The 18,586-nt window shown below is 63.0% G+C and carries 14 protein-coding genes; 7 read left to right on the forward strand and 7 right to left on the reverse strand.

The genetic code is table 11. The features are described from left to right. Positions 1-86: 86 nt before the first annotated feature. The 5 genes from WDB86_RS16330 (at position 87) to potE (ending at position 6,988) form a co-directional block, all read left to right on the forward strand. A complete protein-coding gene (locus tag WDB86_RS16330) occupies positions 87-1,085 on the forward strand; it encodes a hypothetical protein (RefSeq protein WP_341485779.1) in 999 nt (332 codons plus the stop codon). Beyond that, complete coding sequence (locus tag WDB86_RS16335; RefSeq protein ID WP_341485780.1) at positions 1,082-2,035, forward strand: formylglycine-generating enzyme family protein; 954 nt, start codon at positions 1,082-1,084, stop codon at positions 2,033-2,035. The genes WDB86_RS16330 and WDB86_RS16335 overlap by 4 nt, the downstream gene beginning before the upstream one ends. Next, the gene (locus WDB86_RS16340) at positions 2,032-2,964 is read left to right on the forward strand and encodes a phosphoadenosine phosphosulfate reductase (RefSeq protein ID WP_341485781.1); all 933 of its coding nucleotides are present in this window, start codon (positions 2,032-2,034) and stop codon (positions 2,962-2,964) included. Before WDB86_RS16335 ends, WDB86_RS16340 begins: the two co-directional genes overlap by 4 nt. Before the next feature lie 437 nt (positions 2,965-3,401). Next, on the forward strand, positions 3,402-5,561 hold the full coding sequence (gene speC, locus WDB86_RS16345; protein ID WP_341485923.1) for an ornithine decarboxylase: 2,160 nt from the start codon (positions 3,402-3,404) through the stop codon (positions 5,559-5,561). An 11-nt stretch (positions 5,562-5,572) separates the two neighbouring features. Next, positions 5,573-6,988, forward strand: coding sequence for a putrescine-ornithine antiporter (gene potE / locus WDB86_RS16350; protein WP_330647040.1), 1,416 nt, complete (start codon positions 5,573-5,575; stop codon positions 6,986-6,988). A gap of 99 nt (positions 6,989-7,087) precedes the next feature. Here the strand turns inward: potE and WDB86_RS16355 are convergent, their stop codons facing one another. Next, positions 7,088-8,062: an NAD(P)-dependent oxidoreductase gene (locus tag WDB86_RS16355; RefSeq protein WP_406737076.1), complete on the reverse strand. Its 975-nt coding sequence runs from the start codon at positions 8,060-8,062 to the stop codon at positions 7,088-7,090. A 96-nt stretch (positions 8,063-8,158) separates the two neighbouring features. On the opposite strand from WDB86_RS16355, the gene WDB86_RS16360 reads away from it, so the two are divergent. Both WDB86_RS16360 and WDB86_RS16365 read left to right on the forward strand, forming a co-directional pair. After that, positions 8,159-9,373, forward strand: coding sequence for a M20 family metallopeptidase (locus tag WDB86_RS16360; RefSeq protein ID WP_341485783.1), 1,215 nt, complete (start codon positions 8,159-8,161; stop codon positions 9,371-9,373). Positions 9,374-9,395: 22 nt separating this feature from the next. Beyond that, a complete protein-coding gene (locus tag WDB86_RS16365; RefSeq protein WP_330647036.1) occupies positions 9,396-10,295 on the forward strand; it encodes a homocysteine S-methyltransferase family protein in 900 nt (299 codons plus the stop codon). A 168-nt stretch (positions 10,296-10,463) separates the two neighbouring features. On the opposite strand, the gene WDB86_RS16370 is transcribed toward WDB86_RS16365, so the two are convergent. The 6 genes from WDB86_RS16370 to WDB86_RS16395 all read right to left on the reverse strand — a co-directional run bounded on the left by WDB86_RS16370 (position 10,464) and on the right by WDB86_RS16395 (position 18,532). Then, the gene (locus WDB86_RS16370; RefSeq protein WP_406737077.1) at positions 10,464-11,432 is read right to left on the reverse strand and encodes a GNAT family N-acetyltransferase; all 969 of its coding nucleotides are present in this window, start codon (positions 11,430-11,432) and stop codon (positions 10,464-10,466) included. A gap of 175 nt (positions 11,433-11,607) precedes the next feature. Further along, a complete protein-coding gene (locus tag WDB86_RS16375; RefSeq protein WP_330647034.1) occupies positions 11,608-12,387 on the reverse strand; it encodes a TIM barrel protein in 780 nt (259 codons plus the stop codon). Positions 12,388-12,420: 33 nt separating this feature from the next. Beyond that, entirely contained in the window at positions 12,421-13,356 is a 936-nt protein-coding gene (iolE, locus tag WDB86_RS16380) for a myo-inosose-2 dehydratase (RefSeq protein WP_341485785.1), read from the reverse strand. Positions 13,357-13,453: 97 nt separating this feature from the next. Then, a complete protein-coding gene (iolD, locus tag WDB86_RS16385) occupies positions 13,454-15,316 on the reverse strand; it encodes a 3D-(3,5/4)-trihydroxycyclohexane-1,2-dione acylhydrolase (decyclizing) (RefSeq protein ID WP_339109663.1) in 1,863 nt (620 codons plus the stop codon). A 134-nt stretch (positions 15,317-15,450) separates the two neighbouring features. Then, positions 15,451-17,376 carry a 5-dehydro-2-deoxygluconokinase gene (iolC, locus tag WDB86_RS16390; RefSeq protein ID WP_341485787.1) on the reverse strand — a complete coding sequence of 642 codons (1,926 nt, stop codon included), beginning with the start codon at positions 17,374-17,376 and terminating at the stop codon, positions 15,451-15,453. A 43-nt stretch (positions 17,377-17,419) separates the two neighbouring features. Continuing rightward, entirely contained in the window at positions 17,420-18,532 is a 1,113-nt protein-coding gene (locus tag WDB86_RS16395; RefSeq protein WP_341485788.1) for a Gfo/Idh/MocA family oxidoreductase, read from the reverse strand. Between the last annotated feature and the right edge of the window lie 54 nt (positions 18,533-18,586).

The following is an 18,586-nucleotide window of genomic DNA, read 5'->3' on the forward strand; positions in this document are numbered from 1 at the left end:
CAGTTTTTCTTCGGTTCCAAGATTTACCAAGTTAAAACTTGACGCTTATACTGTGATTGCGACTTTCTAGCAGCGGACAGAGCCCGATGGATGCCAAGAACGACAAAGCCGCCCGCGCCGAGGCATGGCGGCAAACGCTATTGGCGCAGGCCGAGCAGAGCGGCTTTTTCGAGGATATAGGCCCCCTGCATAAGGCGATCTATATTCCCGCCACCGGCCCGAAAGCCGATACGCTGGTCGTCGTGTTCGACAATCTCGACGATACGCGCCAGAAGACGGACCGCCTGCCTTGGGCGGTGGATTTCATCTCGGCGCAGGGATGGTCGTCTTTGGGGCTGATGGCACATGGCGCGACATGGTATCGCGACCCCGCAGTCTGGGCGTTTTTCGAACAGCTCAAAAAGGACGGGTTCTTTGCCCTGTTCCGGCGGGTGGTCTTTTACGGCACCTCGATGGGCGGCTATGCGGCCTGTGCCTTTTCCGCCGCAGCGCCCGGCGCAACCGTGCTGGCCATCAATCCGCAATCGACCCTGTCACGCAGTGAAGCCTCCTGGGAGCGGCGCTTCCGTCCCGCTTGGCGCAATGATTTTTCGGGCCCCTACGGTTTTGCGCCGGATATGATCGGTGCGGCAGAAAAGGTCTGGATGTTCTATGACAGCCGCATCGCCGCCGATGCGGCCCATGTCGCGCTTTTCCGCGGGCCGCAGGTCGAAAAGGTCAAATGCCCCTTTATGGGGCATGGGATGCTGTCGGTCTGGCGCGATATGGGAATTTTGAAGCCCATCGTCTCGGCCTGCATCGAAGGACATGCCGACCGCCTCGGGATCGCGCGGCTTTTGCGCGCGCGGCACAGCTCTTTGACCTATAAGAAGCTTGTGCTGCAAAGCCTACAGAAGGCCGGAAAACACGCGAAGGTCGTGGCATGGTCGGATGCGGTCATGCGCGAGAAGAAAGGCCCCGTTTTCGTCAAGGCGCGACAGGCCGCGCTGGAGGCCCTGCCGCCGCGCAAGCGCGCGGCTCTGGCACAGCGCCGGATAGAACAGCGCCGGATAGAACGGGCCCGGATAGAACAGGCCCCGAAATGAGCGGCTGCTGTTCGGGACTGACCCGCCATACCGGCCATCGCGCCGCCACGCTGGCCCCGCACGCCTCCGCCGCGTTCCGCGCCAGTCTGATGCAAGATCTCTGCGAGATTGCGGGCGGGCTGTTCGAGATGGGCACCAATAGCCCGCGATATGCCGCCGACCTCTCCGGCCCTGCCCGACAGGTGCGGGTGTCGCCATTCCGCCTTGCCGCACGGCAGGTCACCAACCGGCACTTCGCCCGTTTCATCGCGGAGAGTGGCTATGTCACAGTGGCCGAGCGCGAGGGCTGGTCCTTTGTCTTCCACCTGTATGCCACCGAACAGGGCGCGCCGTTCGAGGGCCCTGCAGAGGCTCCGTGGTGGCGCGCGGTGCCGGGCGCGTTCTGGGCCGCACCACAGGGGCCCGGTTCGGACTGGCGCGATCGTCCCGATCATCCGGTGGTGCATGTGGCATGGGAGGACGCGCAGGCTTTTTGCCAGTTCACCGGCCTGCGCCTGCCCTTCGAGGCCGAATGGGAATGCGCCGCGCGCGGTGGTCTGGCCCGCAAGGCCTATCCTTGGGGAGAGGACGCGCTGCGCGAAGGACGGCACGGGCATAATGTCTGGCAAGGTCACTTTCCCACCGAAGACAGGGCCGAGGACGGCTTTGCCGGTCTGGCCCCTGTCGGGCAATATCCTCCCAATGGTTTCGGGCTTTATGATATGACGGGCAATGCATGGGACTGGTGCGCCGACTGGTTCGGCCCGTTGCCCCATGCGCAGATGCCACCGCTGCTTGATCCGAAGGGGCCAGCCAGCGGCGAGGAGCGTGTCATACGGGGCGGCTCGCATCTGTGCCACGCCTCCTATTGCGAGCGGTATTTCACCCATTCGCGCACCCGAACCACCCCCGACAGTTCCACAGGCCATATCAGTTTTCGCGTTGCCGCCGATCCGGAGACCACATCATGACATCCCCGCAGGCCAAAGACGCATGGGCGTCCGCCATGAATAACATCGGTGCCGATCAGGGGTTTTTCCGCCAGCTCGATGCCGAACATAAGGCGCTTTTCGTCGAAGGCGGGGACATATTGGTGGTGACCTTCGACAATCTCGATGATGCCCGCCAGCATCCCGAGGACCGTATGCCTTGGGGCGTCAAGTTCATTACCGCGCAGGGCTGGTCGGCCTTGGGGATCGGCGCGCATGGCTGGACATGGTATCGCGCGCAAGCGGTGCTGGACTTTTTCGACGAGCTGCGCGACAGCGGGTTTTTCGCAAAATTCCGCAAGGTGGTGTTTTACGGCACATCCATGGCAGGCTATGCCGCCTGCGCCTTTTCCTCTGCCGTGCCGGGGTCCATCGTCATCGCGCTCTCGCCACAGGCCACGCTGGATCGCGACATCACCGGCGGCTGGGAGCCGCGCTTCAGGGGCGCGTGGCGGCGGGATTTCAGCGGGCGTTACGGCTATGCACCCGATCAGGTGGCCTGCGCCAAGGCGGTCTGGCTGTTCCATGACCCGTTCGAGCGTGAGGATGCCGTGCATGCGGCGCTGTTCCGCGGCCCCAATATCCACCCCATCCGCTGCCGCCATCTGGGCCATAATATGGCCACCATGCTGACCAAGATGTCGGTGTTGAAACCGATCGTGTGCGGCCTTGTGGCCGAAGACCTGACCGAGGCGCAGGTCTATCACTATCTGCGCGCCCGCCGCCGGTTGCCGCTGTACCAGAAGGCACTGTTGACCCGTCTGCTGCAAAGCCGCCGGCAAGGGCTGGTCTACGGGTATACGCAGGCCGTGCTGCGCGACAGCCTGCCCGTCAAACGGCCGGTCTTTCTCAACCATTTCCTTGCCGCGGCAAAGGCGCTTGGCCGGACCGGACATCCGCCCGGCCTCTGACGCCTGTTCCACAATTCCGACATGCCGCGCCCGATCGCCGAGCCCGACTGGCGCCCCTTGTCGGCCAGCGGGCCGCGCTGCATCACCTGCGACACTCTGACGCAGGACACCCCCCTAAAGCGCCCGAACGGCCCACCGGATGGACGTCCCAAAGCCCTATTTCCTGATAAATACAATCAGGAAATAGCATCGATATATATCCGCTAACTCTTTTAATTTACTGATCAATCCACCGGCGCGACGCGGGTTTTCTGCTTATTTTATAGGCAGAAACGGGCAAAACTACAGGGAACCCGAAATGGACCGCAAAAGGGATTTTTGCGACATAAATCACGTATCCGTTATTTATCAATAAATTGACCCATGTCATGGAAGGAATGTAGCTCATTGTGAGCACAATTATTTCAGTGTTGAATTAGGAGGAAAGATCCGTGTCCATTCCTGTTGGAAAGATTGCGTTCAGCCCCGAGATCGAAGAGTATCTTCGCACAGACCGTGCAACAGTTTCCGTAAAAAGCACCAATTTTACCGATGTATCGGCGGTGGTTCTTTCCGAAGCGGATATTGATGCCGGTCTTCTCGACCATGTGCAGGCACTGGGCTTCAATATTCCGGTTTTTGCCGTCTCGGACGAAGACCCAAATACCACGCCCGGCCTGAAAGGGCTGACCGGCGTTCTGGCGCGCGAAGAAAACAATGTCGAGTATTTCGGACGTATGGTCGAAGTGGCGGCAGCCAAATTCGACCATGATGTTCTGCCGCCCTTCTTCCGCGAACTCACCCAATACGAGCGGGAAGGCTATGCCCAGTTCGACTGCCCCGGCCATCAGGGCGGACAGTTTTTCCAGCGCCACCCCGCAGGCCGCCGCTTCTATGAATTCTATGGCGAGAACCTGTTCCGCACGGACCTGTGCAATGCCGATGTGAAGATGGGCGATCTGCTGATCCATGAAGGGCTGCCCAAACAGGCCGAAATGCACGCCGCCCGTGTGTTCAATTCGGATTGCACCTATCTGGTGCTCAACGGCACTTCGACCTCGAACAAGATCGCATTGAACGCCATCCTGACCCCCGGGGATCTGGTGCTGTTTGACCGCAACAACCATAAGTCGGTCCATCACGGCGCGCTCTTCCTGTCGCAGGCGACGCCGATCTATCTGGAAACCGCGCGCAATGCCTACGGGCTGATCGGCGGGATCGACGAGCATTGCTTCGAGGAAAGCTATATCCGCGAGCGGATCGCACGGATCGACCCCGAGCGGGCCAAGGCCGAGCGCCCGATCCGGCTGGCCGTGATCCAGCTTGGCACCTATGACGGCACCATCTACAACGCGCGTCAGGTCATCGACCGTATCGGCAAGCTGTGCGACTATATCCTGTTTGACAGCGCCTGGGTCGGCTACGAGCAGTTCATTCCGATCATGTCGGATTGCTCGCCGCTGCTTCTCGATCTCAAACCCGAGGATCCCGGCATCATCGTCACCCAGAGCGTGCATAAACAGCAGGCCGGGTTCTCGCAGGCCTCGCAGATCCACAAAAAGGACGCGCATATCGCCTCGGAGCCGCGCTATATCAATGGCGACCGCTTCAACAATTCCTACATGATGCATTATTCGACCAGCCCGTTCTATCCGATGTTCGCGGCGCTGGAGGTGAACGCGAAGATGCATGCCGATGGCGGCGGCAAACGGCTTTGGGCCAATGCGCTGCGGGTCGGCATCGAGGCGCGCAAGATGATCCTGCGCCAATGTTCGATGATCCGTCCTTTCGTGCCCAAGAAGGTCTATGGGCGGCTGTGGGAAGATGCCCCGACCGAAGAAATCATGAACGACCGCGCCTATTTCGCCTTCGATCCCGAAGACGACTGGCATGGGTTCGAGGGCTACAAGAAGGGGCAGTATTTCGTTGACCCGAACAAGCTTCTGCTGACCACACCGGGGCTGAAGGTCGAAAGCTTCGATTACGAGGATTTCGGTATTCCCGCGAATATTCTGGCGAATTTCCTGCGCGACAACCATATCATCAACGAGAAGGCCGATCTCAACTCGATCCTGTTCCTGATGACGCCTGCCGAGCTGATCACCAAGATGCAGAATCTGGTGGCCACGCTGATCCGCTTTGAAGAGGCCGTACAGCAGGACCAGCCCTTGGCGCGTGTTCTGCCCGGGATCTATACCGAGCATGCGGCCCGCTATCGCGGCTACACGATCCGGCAGCTCTGTCAGGAAATGCATGATTTCTACAAGGACAAGAACGTCAAGCAGATGCAGAAGGCCATGTTCCGCGAGCCGAATTTCCCGCCGGTGCGCCGCCCTGCACATGAGGCAAACTGGGACTTCCAGCGCGGCAATGTGGATCTGGTGCCGTTGAGCGAGATTTCGGGCCGCATCTGTGCCGAAGGGGCGCTGCCCTATCCGCCGGGCATCCTGTGTGTCGTCCCCGGCGAAGCCTGGACCGACCTGACGCGCGATTACTTCCTGACCCTTGAGGAAGGCATCAACAAACTGCCCGGTTTCGCGCCCGAATTGCAGGGCGTCCACCTGAAAACCGAGGCCGACGGATACATCCGCGCCTATGGTTACGTGCTTAAAAATTAAGGAACCCCGTAATGGCACATAAACAAGAAAACCGGATGGGCCTTGTCTCGTTAACCACGATCACGGTGGTGAACATGATGGGCTCCGGCATCATCTTGCTGCCTGCGAACCTTGCGCAGGTGGGCAATATCTCGGTCCTGTCATGGATTGTCACCGCCATCGGTGCCATGCTTCTGGCCTATGCGTTCGCACGGGCGGGCACCTATTCCAACCACCAAGGCGGGATGGGCGGCTATGCCGAATATGCGCATGGCCGGTCCGGCAACTTCATGACCAACTATACCTATTTCGTGTCGCTGGTTATCGCCAATGTGGCGATTGCGGTCACGACGGTGGGCTATGGGGCCTCGTTCCTTGGGGTGGAACTTTCACCGCTGATGACGGGATTGCTGACCATCGGCTGCCTGTGGCTGGCTTCGGTGCTCAATTTCGGCGGCCCGAAGATCACGGGGAAGCTGGGCACCTTTACCGTCTGGGGCGTGATCCTGCCGGTGGCGGGTATCGCCCTTCTGGGCTGGTTCTGGTTTGACCCCAGCCGCTATGTCGCGGCATGGAACCCCCATGACATGCCGACCTTCCAGGCGTTGAGCGCCTCGATCTCGGTCACGCTCTGGGCGTTTCTGGGGCTGGAATCGGCCAGCGCCAACGGCGATGCGGTGGAAAACCCCAAACGCAATATCCCCCTTGCCGTGCTAATCGCGACCGGCATCACGGCGTTGCTGTATATTGCCTCGACCAGCGTGATCGCGGGGATCGTGCCGATTGACCAGCTTGCGGCCTCGAATGCGCCGTTCGGCCTGGTTTTCGCCCAGATCATGGACCCGACCGTGGGCAAGATCGTGATCGGCCTGATGGTGATCTCGTGCTTCGGTTCGCTGCTGGGCTGGCAGTTCACCATTGCCGAGGTGGCGCGGTCTTCGGCTGTTACGGGCTATTTCCTGCCCTTCTTCGCCAAAGTCACCCAATCCGGCGCGCCGATCGTCGGGATCTGCGTGATCACGCTGGCGCAAACGGCACTGTCGCTGATGACCATCAGCCCCACGCTGAACACACAATTCTCCTTGCTGGTCAATCTGGCGGTGATGACCAACCTGATCCCCTATATCCTGTCGATGTCGGCACTCAGCTCGTTGCAGCATGCCGAGAAAGTGCCGGATTCTGCGGCGCGGACCACCAATATCGTGGCCATCATCGCCGCCCTCTACAGCCTTTATGCGCTTTATGCCACGGGCACGCAGGCAATGATGTATGGCGGTCTGGTGACCTTTGCGGGATGGGTGCTGTTCAGCCTTGTGGCCGCGCGGCTCAATCACCGTCCCGTGCGTCAGCCGGGCACGGGCGAGACAGCCGCAACCCCCGATGCCAACGGCACCTATACCGCCGTGGCCGCCAGTGCGCAGAAAGCCGTGCTGGAAGAAAGCCGCTAATCCGGCGCGTACCGGATCTGCTTGCACAGACCTCTTGCAACGGGCCCTTCGGGGCCCGTTTCCTATGGCGCTTGACAAAGGATGGTTGGCGAAGCGGGCTTAGTAGCCGCGCAGGCGATCGACCAGATAGGTCAGTGCCGCCCCGTCCCGCAGCTCTCTTGCGGTCTGCACGACCTGCTCGGCCACGACGTCTGGCAAAGAGTCACTGGCCACATGCGGCGTGATCCGCAGCAGCGGATGTGTCCAGAACGGATGATCTTGCGGCAGCGGTTCGGTGCGGAACACATCCAGCGTCGCACCCGCCAGCTGCCCCGACTCCAAGGCGGCCAGCAAATCGGCCTCGACCAGATGTTCGCCCCGACCGATCTGCACCAGATAGGCTCCCTGCGCCAGACAGGCGAAAAGCGCGCCCTGCAGCACATTCTCGGTGGCAGGGGTCAAGGGCAGCACATTGACCAGATAGCGCGCCTCCTGTGCGGCCTCCCGCATGGCCTCGGGGCCAAAACAGTATTCCACCCCTTCGATGCGGGCCGCGGTCTCGGGCAGGGACCGGCAGGCCACCCGCACCCTGAACCCCAAGGCCCGCATCGCGCGCGCCACGGCCCGCCCCATCGTGCCATGCCCCAGCACCGCCACCACAGACGCCGCAGGTGCTCGCAAGGGCAGCGGGGCCCAGCACCGCGCCTGCGCCTGCGTGGCCAGCGCGCCAAAGGACCGTTCGTGATGCAGCACCTCATGGGCCGCGAAACCGGCCATGAGATCGGCCTGATGCGGGTCGCGCACCCGCGCGATCTGCACGGGCGGGCGCGGGCCTTGCCCCTCAAGCCCCGGATGCGCCAGAAGCGCATCCACCCCCGCCCCGATCGACATCGCCAAATGCAGGTTCGGATAGGGCGCAAAGGCCGTGTCTTCGGGCAGCCAGCAGATCGCGAAGCGGATCGCGGACGGATCGGTCACCTCCTCGGGGCGACAGAGCACGACATCGGCACCTTGCGCATGCAAGGCCGCGCCATACAGCGCCTCAAGGTCCAGAGTCTGGCTCAGATAGACGCCGTGAATGACCGTCTCGGGCATTGTCATGTTCCTTCTGTGCGGACTGTTTCGGCTTTTTGTTGCACAATCGTATAATTGATGCCAAGGAGAAACTCCCAACGCCTCTGCGAGTGTAGCATGACCCACTTCCCACCAAGCAAGACGGGCATCAACGATCTGACGCGCCGGATCGATGACAAGGTGGCCGAGATCGCCCCGCATCTGGTCGCGCTGCGCCGCGACATCCACGCCCATCCGGAAATCGGCTTTGAAACGCAGCGGACGGCGGATCTGGTCGCGCATGAATTACGGCAGATGGGGCTTGAGGTCACCACCGGTATCGGACGCACCGGCGTGATTGCCGAGATCACGGGGGCCCTGCCCGGCCCCTGCCTGATCCTGCGCGCCGATATGGATGCCCTGCCCATCGATGAGCGCACGGATCTGCCCTTCGCCTCGCAGATACAGGGCGCGATGCATGCCTGCGGACATGATATCCATACATCGGCCCTGCTGGGGGCGGCCTATGTGCTCAGAGATCTGACACAAGAGCTTGCCGGACGGGTGCGACTGGTGTTCCAGCCTGCCGAGGAAACCGTTGAAAGCGGTGCCGCCGCGATGATCGCAGACGGGGCTGCGGAGGGCGCCGATATGGCCATCGCCTTCCACAACCAGCCGGAACTCCCCGCAGGAGAGCTGCGCCTGATCCACGGCGCCAGCACCGCCTCGAGCGATGAATTCTGCGTGACGGTTCTCGGGTCTTCGGGCCATGCCGCGCGGCCACATCTTGCGCTGGACCCGATCGTGGCCTGCGCGCATATCATCACACAGTTGCAGACCATCGTGTCGCGCCGGATGGACCCCGCCGACCCGATGGTGCTGACCATCGGCCAGATCGCGGGCGGGTTCACCGAAAATATCATCCCCGATAGCTGTAGCTTCAAAGGCACGATCCGTTGCCGCTCGGCACAGACCCGCGACATGGCCGAGGAACGCTTCCGCCAGATCTGCACCGATACCGCCCGTGCGCTCGGGGTCCGGGCCGAGGTCACCTATCTGCGCGGTGCGCCTGCGTTGCAAAATGACAAAACGCTGGTCGACCGTGCCCTGACCAGCCTGAGCGCGCATTTCGGCACCGCTCCCCATACGCAGACGGGCACCGATTTCGGAGCCGAGGATTTTTCCTATTTCTCCGAACGTCTGCCCGCGCTGCAATTCCATGTCGGCTCGGGCCAGCCCGGTCGGGATGACCGCCTGCACAATTCGGATTACCAACCCGATGAAAGCGCCATCACGCTTTCGGCAAGAGCCCTCAGCCGGTTGGCCGCCGATTTCCTAAGCCCTGCGCGATAAGCGCGATTGGAGGACCCTTTCAATGACCACCATCACTCTCCTCGACGGCGGCATGAGCCGCGAATTGCAACATTGGGGGGCCGAACTGCGCCAACCCGAATGGTCGGCGGTCGCGCTGATCGAAACCCCCGAGATCGTGCAGGTCGCGCATGAGGCCTTCCTGAAAGCCGGTGCGCAGGTCATCACCACCAATAGCTATGCCGTCGTGCCTTTCCATCTGGGCGAAGAGCGCTTTGCCCGCGATGGGGCCGCTCTGGCAACCGATGCCGCCCGTCTGGCCCGCGCCGCCGCCGACAAATTCCCGGGCGCGCGCGTGGCAGGCAGCCTGCCGCCGCCCTGCGGCTCCTATATGCCCGAAGCTTTCGACGCGGCCATCGCCCGCCCGATCCTCGACATGCTGGTCGGCGCGATGCAGGACAAGGTCGATCTGTGGGTGGCCGAAACGCTCAGCAGCCTTGCCGAGGCCCGCTGTGCCGTCGCCGCCGCCAAATCCAGCGGCAAGCCGGTCTGGCTGTCCTTCACCCTGCATGACAGCGAAGGGGCACTGGACCAGCCTCCGGCCCTGCGCAGCGGTGAGAGCGTCGCGGAGGCTGCCCGTCTGGCGCAGGAACTGGGGGCCGAGGCGCTGCTGTTCAACTGCTCCATGCCCGAAGTCATGGAACCCGCCATCAAGGCCGCCCGTGCCGCCTTTGGCGACGCACAACTGCCGATCGGCATCTATGCCAATGCCTTTGAATCGCAAGATGATGACGGGGCCGCCAATGAAGTGCTCTCGCAGGTTCGCAAGGATCTGACGCCGGCGGGCTATCTGCAATGGGTCGATCAGTGGATCGCGGCAGGGGCCACGATGGTGGGCGGATGCTGCGGGATCGGCTCGGAGCATATCGCAGCGATTGCCGCGCATCTGGCGCAGAAAGCCTGAGCGGGCTCTGACGCACATCCCGACTGGCGCCCCGCAGGTTTTCCCTCGCGGGGCGTTTTCTGTTACGATGGCGCCGGTGTCCTGCCGGACGCCCCGCGGGGGGGCTATCAGGGCAGATCATCCCAAAACCCGGATCATCCCAAAACCCGGATCATCCCAGAGCCCGGATCATCCCAGAGAATGCGCCGAAAGCCCGTAGATCTGTAGCCCGTCCTGCGGGCGCCGCATCACGCCATTGCGCATTTCGGTGACGGTATCGAAGACCCCGAGTCCCGCCGATGCCAGAAAGGCCGCGAATTGCTCGCTTTCAACCGGCGTATCCAGACGGGCGAACTGGCCCTCCAGCGCCTGTAGGAGCGGAGTTGCCAGCTGCATGGCGATGCGGTCATTCTCGGCCACAAGCGGCCCGATCACCACGCCCTTTCCGAAGTCGCGTTTGAGCGCATAGCCCACCACCCGACCCTCTCGCAGGGCCACCATCCCGTCGGAAAGCCTCACGAACATCTCCAGCATCGCATGACGATCGGCCCCGTAGGCATGGCTGTCAAGCGCGTGGATCTGCGCCAGATCGGCAGGCTCCAGCGGGCGCACCTCCAGCCCCGGCACAGCGGTGGGCGGCCGCATGGGCCGCACGATACCCTGATGCTGCCAGATCGTGCCCACCGGCACGAAACCGGCATATTCATAAAGACGGTAGGCTGCACGGGTGGCAGACAGCCGCAGGTCGCGGCCTTCACAATCGCGCATGATCCGCCGCAAGAGGCGCGCGCCTGCCCCGTAGCTTTGCAGACGCGGTGTGGTGATCATCATCCCGAACATGGCGTAATCCTCGCCCACCGGAAAATACATCGCCGACCCCAAGGGACGTCCGATTCCGTCTATCGCCAGATAGCCCCGCCCGAGCGCCAGAAACACATCCAGATCCCGCGCGCGATGGGGCCAGAACACCGAGACCGTCAGTTCGTGCAGCGCCTGCCGGTGCGCGGGGGTCAGCGTGATGATATCGGCTTTATAGCTATCGATCTGAATGGAATTCTCGTCGGCCACATGTTGATGCGCCATGAAATCAATATACCGCGTTCTTGCCGCCTGAGGCATCGTTTCGGAACACGGACCAATCGTGGTATTGCGGCTCATGCACCCTTCCTCATCAATAGGTCGCGACCAGTCTAAACGACAAAACAAAGCCGTTTATACCGTATCTGCGCGCCAGTTGATAGATTCTGCTGGAGTGATGCTTTTTGTCGCGATGCCCTGCCCCCGACGGGACAGGGCCGGACAGCAGGGCGTGTAAAGGCTGTGGGGCCGTGCCCTAGAGGGTGAAGGCCGCGACGAAGGCCGCAACGGCTGCATCGCTATCGCCCTGCGCCCATGCCTCCAGCCCGACAGGCCCATGATAGCCCATCGCCTGCAAGCCACGGGCGATGACCGGATAATTGATCTCGCCAGTGCCCGGCTCGCAACGACCGGGCGTGTCGGCTACCTGCAGCTCGCCGATCCAAGGCAGGGATTTCTCGCACCAGCGCAACAGATCCCCCTCCCCGATCTGCGTATGATAGAGGTCGAGATTCATCCGCAGCTCGGGGCGGTCAATCGAAGACACAAGCGCCAGAACATCCCCCGTCGCCCCGAAAGGACAGCCCGGATGGTCCATTTGGTTGAGATTTTCCAAGGTAAAGACCACGCCCTCCTCGGCGGCCAGATCGCAGATCCGCTCGAGCGTGTCGCGAGCTTTCAGCCACATCGGCCCCGTGACCGTCTCGTGCCGCCAGATCGGCAAACCGCCCTCGCCCAGACCGGTGCCGTGCAGATTGAGCCGACGCACGCCAAGCCGCTTGCCCACCTTGATCGTCTCGCGGGCCGAGGCGAGGAGCAGATCCGCCCCCTCCGCATCGGCCAGCCGTCCTTCGAGATAGCCGTTCATGATCGTATAATCGGCCCCCACCGCTTCGAGCTTGGCCAGATCGTGATCGGGCCAGTTCCAAAGCCCCACGCCGAGACCTTGCTCGGTCAGGCGCGCGGCGCGCCATTCGATGGGTTTGTCGCGCCAGAGCATCTCGGCGCAGGCGGCAAGCTGGAAAGGCTGTGTCATCCTAGGGTCTCCAACAGGCATGAAATCGCAGGCTCAGGCCCCGACGGTCTCGGGGTGCGGGGACGGGACGAGATCGAATCCGACCTCTTTCGCGATCCGTTTGAGCGTATGCAACCCGAGGGTCTGATACAGGAGCGGATTGCGTTCATGGGGGTCTTGCTCTGCCTCGATCACGATCCAGCCGTCATAGCCGTTCTGCCGGAGGATCCGCAGAAGCGGCGCGAAATCGACCGCGCCCTCCTGATCGCCGGGTACGGTGAACGCCCCCGCCCGCACGCCTTGCAGGAAGGAGAGGTTTTCAGCACGCACCTTGGCCGTGATCTCGGGGCGGATATTCTTGGCATGGAAATGCGCGACGCGCTTGATATGGCGGGCCAGCACCAGTGCCGGATCGCCACCGCCGAAGGCGCAATGGCCCGCATCGAACAGCAGATGGGTTGCGGGACCGGTGGCGGCCATGAAAGCATCGATATCTGCGGGGCTTTCCACAACGGAGCCCATATGGTGATGATAGGCCAGCGTCACGCCCTCGCCCGCCAGATAGGCCGCAAAGGCTTCCATCTTGGCCCCGAACCCGGCCATTTCGGCGGCGTTCAGCACGGGGCGGTCATTGACGGGTGTCAGGGGCTGTCCGTGGACGGTATTGGAGCATTCGCACACGATGCAGACCTTGCAGCCATTGTGTTTGAGTTTGGCCAGATGCCCCTGAACGGCTGCGATTTCCTCTTCCACCGAGCGGGTCAGGAGTTCGGTGGAATACCAGCCCGAGATGAAAACGAGCCCGTATTGCGCCAGCAGACTGCGCAGGGCTTCGGGGTCGTCCTGCGGCCAGCGATGGCCGTTCTCGATCCCGTCGAAGCCGATCAGACGGCCCGCCTCGTCAAGGATGCGCGCGGTGGGGATATCCGCGCCGATGGACTGGTCGTCATCATTGGCCCATGCGATGGGGTTGGTGCCGAATTTGATCATGGAACTCTCCTTTTACGGTTGCGGGCCGCGATTGGGGGCATCGAGCCCCCTGCACGCGGCGTCGGAGCCCCCCTGCGGGGGCCCTCCGGCGCGCATGTCAGTTGACGGTCTGCTGTCGGGTGATGTTGTCGATGTAACGCTGATAGGCGGCGGCACGGTTGGGGGCGTGGCCCGTGGCGGGAATGGCGACATCCCAGAACTGCCCGGCCTCGCCGGCCGTGGTCTCGATACCGGTGCCGGGGAAGTCTTTTGCCGTGGTCTCGATCACGATCACGGTCGGGAGATCGCGGGTGCGGGCCAGTACCAGCTGCGCCTCCAGGTCCTTGATATCTTTCGCCTTCACCGCATATGCGCCCATGGATGCCGCATGGGCCGCATAGTCGATCCGCGGCTGGGCCTCGATGGTGCAATCGACATACATATTGTTGAACGGATTGCCGCCGCAGCCCAGCGTCTGCAGGCGGTTGATACAGCCATAGCCCGCATTATCGGTCAGCACCACGGTGAAGGGGATACGCCGCATCACCGCTGTGGCCAGTTCCGAATTGGCCATCATATAGGAGCCGTCGCCCACAAAGCAGATCACCTCGCGGTCAGGATTGGCAAGTTTGAGCCCCATGCCGCCTGCGATCTCGTAGCCCATGCAGCTATAGCCATATTCCATGTGATAGCCGCCCTGCATTGGCTGCCAGAGCAGCTTGAGCGCGCCGGGCATGGTGCCGGCGGCGCACATCACGATGCTTTCGGGGGCGGCGCGCTGGACCGCACCGATGACTTCGGCATCAAGAGGGCGTTCGCCTGTCGCCCGCTCGTCGCTGCGGTCGCGGCAATGATGCGTCACAGCGCGCAGCCAATCCTCGCGCGCGCTCTGGTCGGCCTCCCCGGCGCGATACTCCCCAAGCCCTGCCGTAAGCGCCGCGAGCGCCACTTTGGCATCGGCCATCAGGGGCTCGGCCCCATGTTTCACCGCATCATAGGCCGCGACATTGATCGACAGACGCCTTGCCCCGGGATTGGCAAAGAGCGTGCGCGAGCCGGTGGTGAAATCCTGCAGCCGCGTGCCGATCCCGATCACCAGATCAGCGCGGCGCGAGGCGGCATTGGCGGCAGCCGAGCCATCGACACCGGAGGCGCCAAAATTCATCGGGTGGAATTGCGAGAGCGCCGACTTGCCCGCCTGCGTCTCGACGACGGGGATATTGTGGCGGGTGGCAAACTCGGCCAGCATGGCCTCGGCCCGGGAATAGATCACCCCGCCGCCTGCGACGATGACAGGGCTTCGGGCCGCGCGGATCATCGCAATGGCGTTTTCCAGCTCGCGCGCATCGGGCGCGGGGCGGCGGATATGCCAGGTTCTGGGGGTGAAGAATTCGGCCGGGTACTCATAGGGTTCCGATTGCACATCCTGACAGAAGGCCAGCGTGACGGGGCCACAGGAGGCCGGATCGGTCATTGTGGCCAGCGCGCGGGGGAGCGCTGTAAGCAGATGTTCGGGCCGCGTGATCCGGTCGTAATAGCGCGAAACGGGGCGCAGGCAGTCATTGGCCGAGAGCGTGCCATCCTCGAAGGCTTCGACCTGTTGCAGCACCGGATCGGGGCGGCGATTGGCGAAGACGTCACCGGGGATCAGCAGGATCGGCAGGCGGTTCACATGCGCAAGTGCTGCCGCCGTGACGAGATTGGTGGCCCCCGGCCCGATGGAGGAGGTCACCGCCATCGCGCGGCGGCGGGCCAGTCCCTTGCTATAGGCCAGCGCCGTATGGGCCATCGTCTGTTCATTCTGGCCGCGCCATGTCGGGAAATCTGCACCGATCTCCTCGAGCGCCTGCCCCAAGCCCGCGACATTGCCGTGGCCGAAGATCGCCCAGATCCCCTCGATATACCGCTCGCCCTCGGGCGTCAGCTGCACGCTGAGCCATTTTACCATCGCCTGTGCGGCGGTCATACGGATCGTGCCCATAGTCATCTTCCTTTGCTGTGCCCCCGTTCAAGGGGCCCCGTCTTCGGGTGGGGGTCGCGCGCGCCGCAGGGATTGACCCCGCGGCGCGCGCGCATCGGCGGCTTCGCCCCCGCTGGGGCGCGCCGGTGCTGTGGCTATTCGGCAGCAACAGCGGTCGCTGCCGCCCGCGCCTTGTCCCAGATATCTACGAGACGGGCATAGCGGGTGGCCATTTCAGCCACGGCCTCGTCATCCCCCATCCGTCCCGCCAACCAGTCACGCGCCACCGAGCCGAAGATCGTGCGGCCCACGGCAAAGCCCTTGACCAGCGGAAAGCCTGCGGCGATCTCGAAGCTTGCCGCCAGTTCGGCTTCGGGCGCATCCAGCCCCAGCACGACAATGCCACGGGTATGGCGGTCATGTGCCTCGATGGCATCGCAGGCCTTGGCCCATCCGGCCTGCGATGCCAAAGGCTCCAGCTTCCACCAATCGGGATAGATCCCTTCGGCATAGAAGCGCCGGATCAGATGGGCCGTGGTGTCGTCATCGGTCGCGGCCACTTTCGACGGGATGATCTCGAGCAGGAATTCGAGGTTGTTCCGCCGCGCGGCCGCATAGAGTTTACGGACCCGATCCAGTTGTCTGGCCCAGATGTCGGCATCATCCTCGGGGTGACAGAAACACAGCACTTTCACCACATTCTCGCGCGCCCATTCCTTCAGCCCGCCACAATCGGGGCCAAGCTCGGGTTCAAGCTCCAGCGGGCGCGAGCCGGGCCATTCGCAGGGACGCCCGATCCACAGGCCCGTGCCCGAGGCGGCATGCAACGCATGGCGACCGATACGGTTGTCGCACAGGATCCCGTAGCCCGAGCGGCCTTGCTGGACCTTCAGCGCGGCCTCGAGGCACAGCTCTTTGAAGGCGCCCCCCTTCTTCAGCGTATAGCCCTCCATCTCTTCAAGCTGCATACGGTGGTCGAAGGCGAAGACCCGCATCTCCGAGAAATCACCGCCATGACTGCGATGGCGATTGGTGGCCCAATGGATCTGCTCGAGATCGCGGTCATTGCGCAGATCGGGCTGTGTGACGCCGCGGCTCAGAAAGAAGTCGAGTTCTTCTAGCGAGGGATAGGCCGGCGTGCAGCCGTGGCGCGAGACAGCAAAGGCCCCGCAGGCATTGGCATATTCCAGCGCCTTGGGCCAGGTTTCGCCCTCCAGCCAGCCCTTGAGAAGCCCCGAGAAGAACCCGTCGCCCGCGCCCAGCACATTGAACACCTCAATCGGGAAGCCGGGGCCGGTCTGGCCCCCGTCAAGGCTGTCGGGGATCGCGCCTTCAAAGGCCGCAGCGCCCGCCGCCCCGCGTTTGCAGATCAGCGTGGCGTTCGACACCGCCCGCACAGCCTTGAGCGCCGCGATGGTGTCGGTCGTGCCGCCCGCGATGTGGAACTCTTCTTCCGTGCCCACGATCAGGTCGAAATAATGCAGGCTCTTCTGTAGCTTGGCGGTAACAGCGGCAGATTCCACAAAGCGGCTTTCGCCCTCGCCATGACCTGCCACCCCCCAGAGGTTCGGACGGTAATCGATATCGAGCGCCGTCTTTGCACCATACTGCCGCGCCAGCTTCAGCGCCTTCAGGGTCGCCGCTTCCGTTTTGGGGTTCGACAGATGGGTGCCCGTGGCCAGAACCGACCGCGTCCGGGCAATCAGCCCCTCGTCGATATCCGCCTCGCACAGGGCCATATCGGCGCAATTCTCGCGGTAGAAGATCAGCGGGAACTGTTCCTCGTCACGGATGCCGAGGATGACCAGCGCCGTCAGACGCTCGGGATCGGTGCTCACCCCCTCGACATTCACCCCGTGACGCATAAGCTCCTCTCGGATGAAGCGGCCCATATGCTCGTCGCCCACCCGCGTGATCAGCCCCGAGCGCAGCCCCAGACGCGCCGTGCCGCAAGCGATATTGGTCGGGCTGCCCCCGATATATTTCTCGAAAGACCCCATATCTTCCAGACGGCCCCCGATCTGAGAGCCATAAAGATCAACGCCCGCGCGACCGATCGTGATTACATCCAACGTCTTCATAAGTCCCTCCCTGCGATCCGGCCTCCTCCGGCGGATCACGTCTTTAGAGTTCAATCCATTGCCCGCCCGAGCGCGCCATTGCATGGATCACCGTCTCGATCTCGTGGCCACGGGCAAAATCCGGCCCGCATGCAGGGCCGCCCGCAATGGCCTGTAACAGGTCGCGCGCCTCGACCACTTTCTGTTCGTTAAAGCCGAAATTGTGCCCCGCTGCGGGGCAGAATGCGCCGAAATCGGGCTGATCCGGCCCTGTCAGGTGGCGGGTAAACCCCGCCTCACCACGCCTGTGCAGCCAGAATTCGTTCATATGTTCCTGATCGAACCGCAGGCTGCCAAGGCTGCCGTGGATCTCCCATGCCAGATGGCATTTGCGCCCCCGCGCCACGCGCGAGGTGGCAAACGAGCCCTGTGCCCCCGATGCAAAGCGCAACATCGCCATTGCGCTATCCTCGTTTTCCACCGGCGTCATGCCCGTGGCCGAGGGGCGTGCGGGGATCGCGATATGGGTCTGCGCGCAGAGCCCCGCAACCGGCCCCATCAGCGCGATCATCTGGCTGACCAGATGGCAGCCAAGATCGCCCAACGCGCCCAGCCCCCCGTCTTGCAGCGTATGCCGCCAGGACCAGGGCAGATCGGGATCTGCCGCGTAATCCTCGTCATAGACGCCTCGGAAGCTGTAAAGCTGCCCCAGCGCGCCGTCCTCGACCAGCGCACGCATAGCCTGAAACGCCGGAGAACGCAGATAGTTATAGCCCAGCATCGTCACCAGATCGGGGCGGGAGGCGGCAGATGCGGCCATTTGCGCGGCCTCGTTCAGCGTCAGCGCCATCGGCTTTTCCAGCCAGACATGCTTGCCCGCCTCAAGCGCGGCACAGGCCAGCGGCAGATGCAGGCCGTTCGGGACGGTGATCGACACCACATCCACCAACGGATCCTCCATCACGCTCTGCCACGCCTCGCTGCTGCGGGCAAAGCCGAATTGCGGGGCCAAGGCGCGCGCCCTGTCGGGGACCGCATCACACAGCACTTCCAGCCGCGGGCGCGCACCGCCAAACACGGTGGCCACATTGTTCCACGCCATCGCGTGACATTTCCCCATGAACCCCGTGCCGATCAGGGCCACCCCCAACGGGGTTTCGGGCAGCATCGCTGTCATGACGGTCTCCGTTCTGCGCTGGATTTTCGGATGCCTCCGGGCAAAGCTGCCCGA

This window comes from Thioclava sp. GXIMD4215 (assembly GCF_045291555.1).
Taxonomy (GTDB): domain Bacteria; phylum Pseudomonadota; class Alphaproteobacteria; order Rhodobacterales; family Rhodobacteraceae; genus Thioclava; species Thioclava litoralis.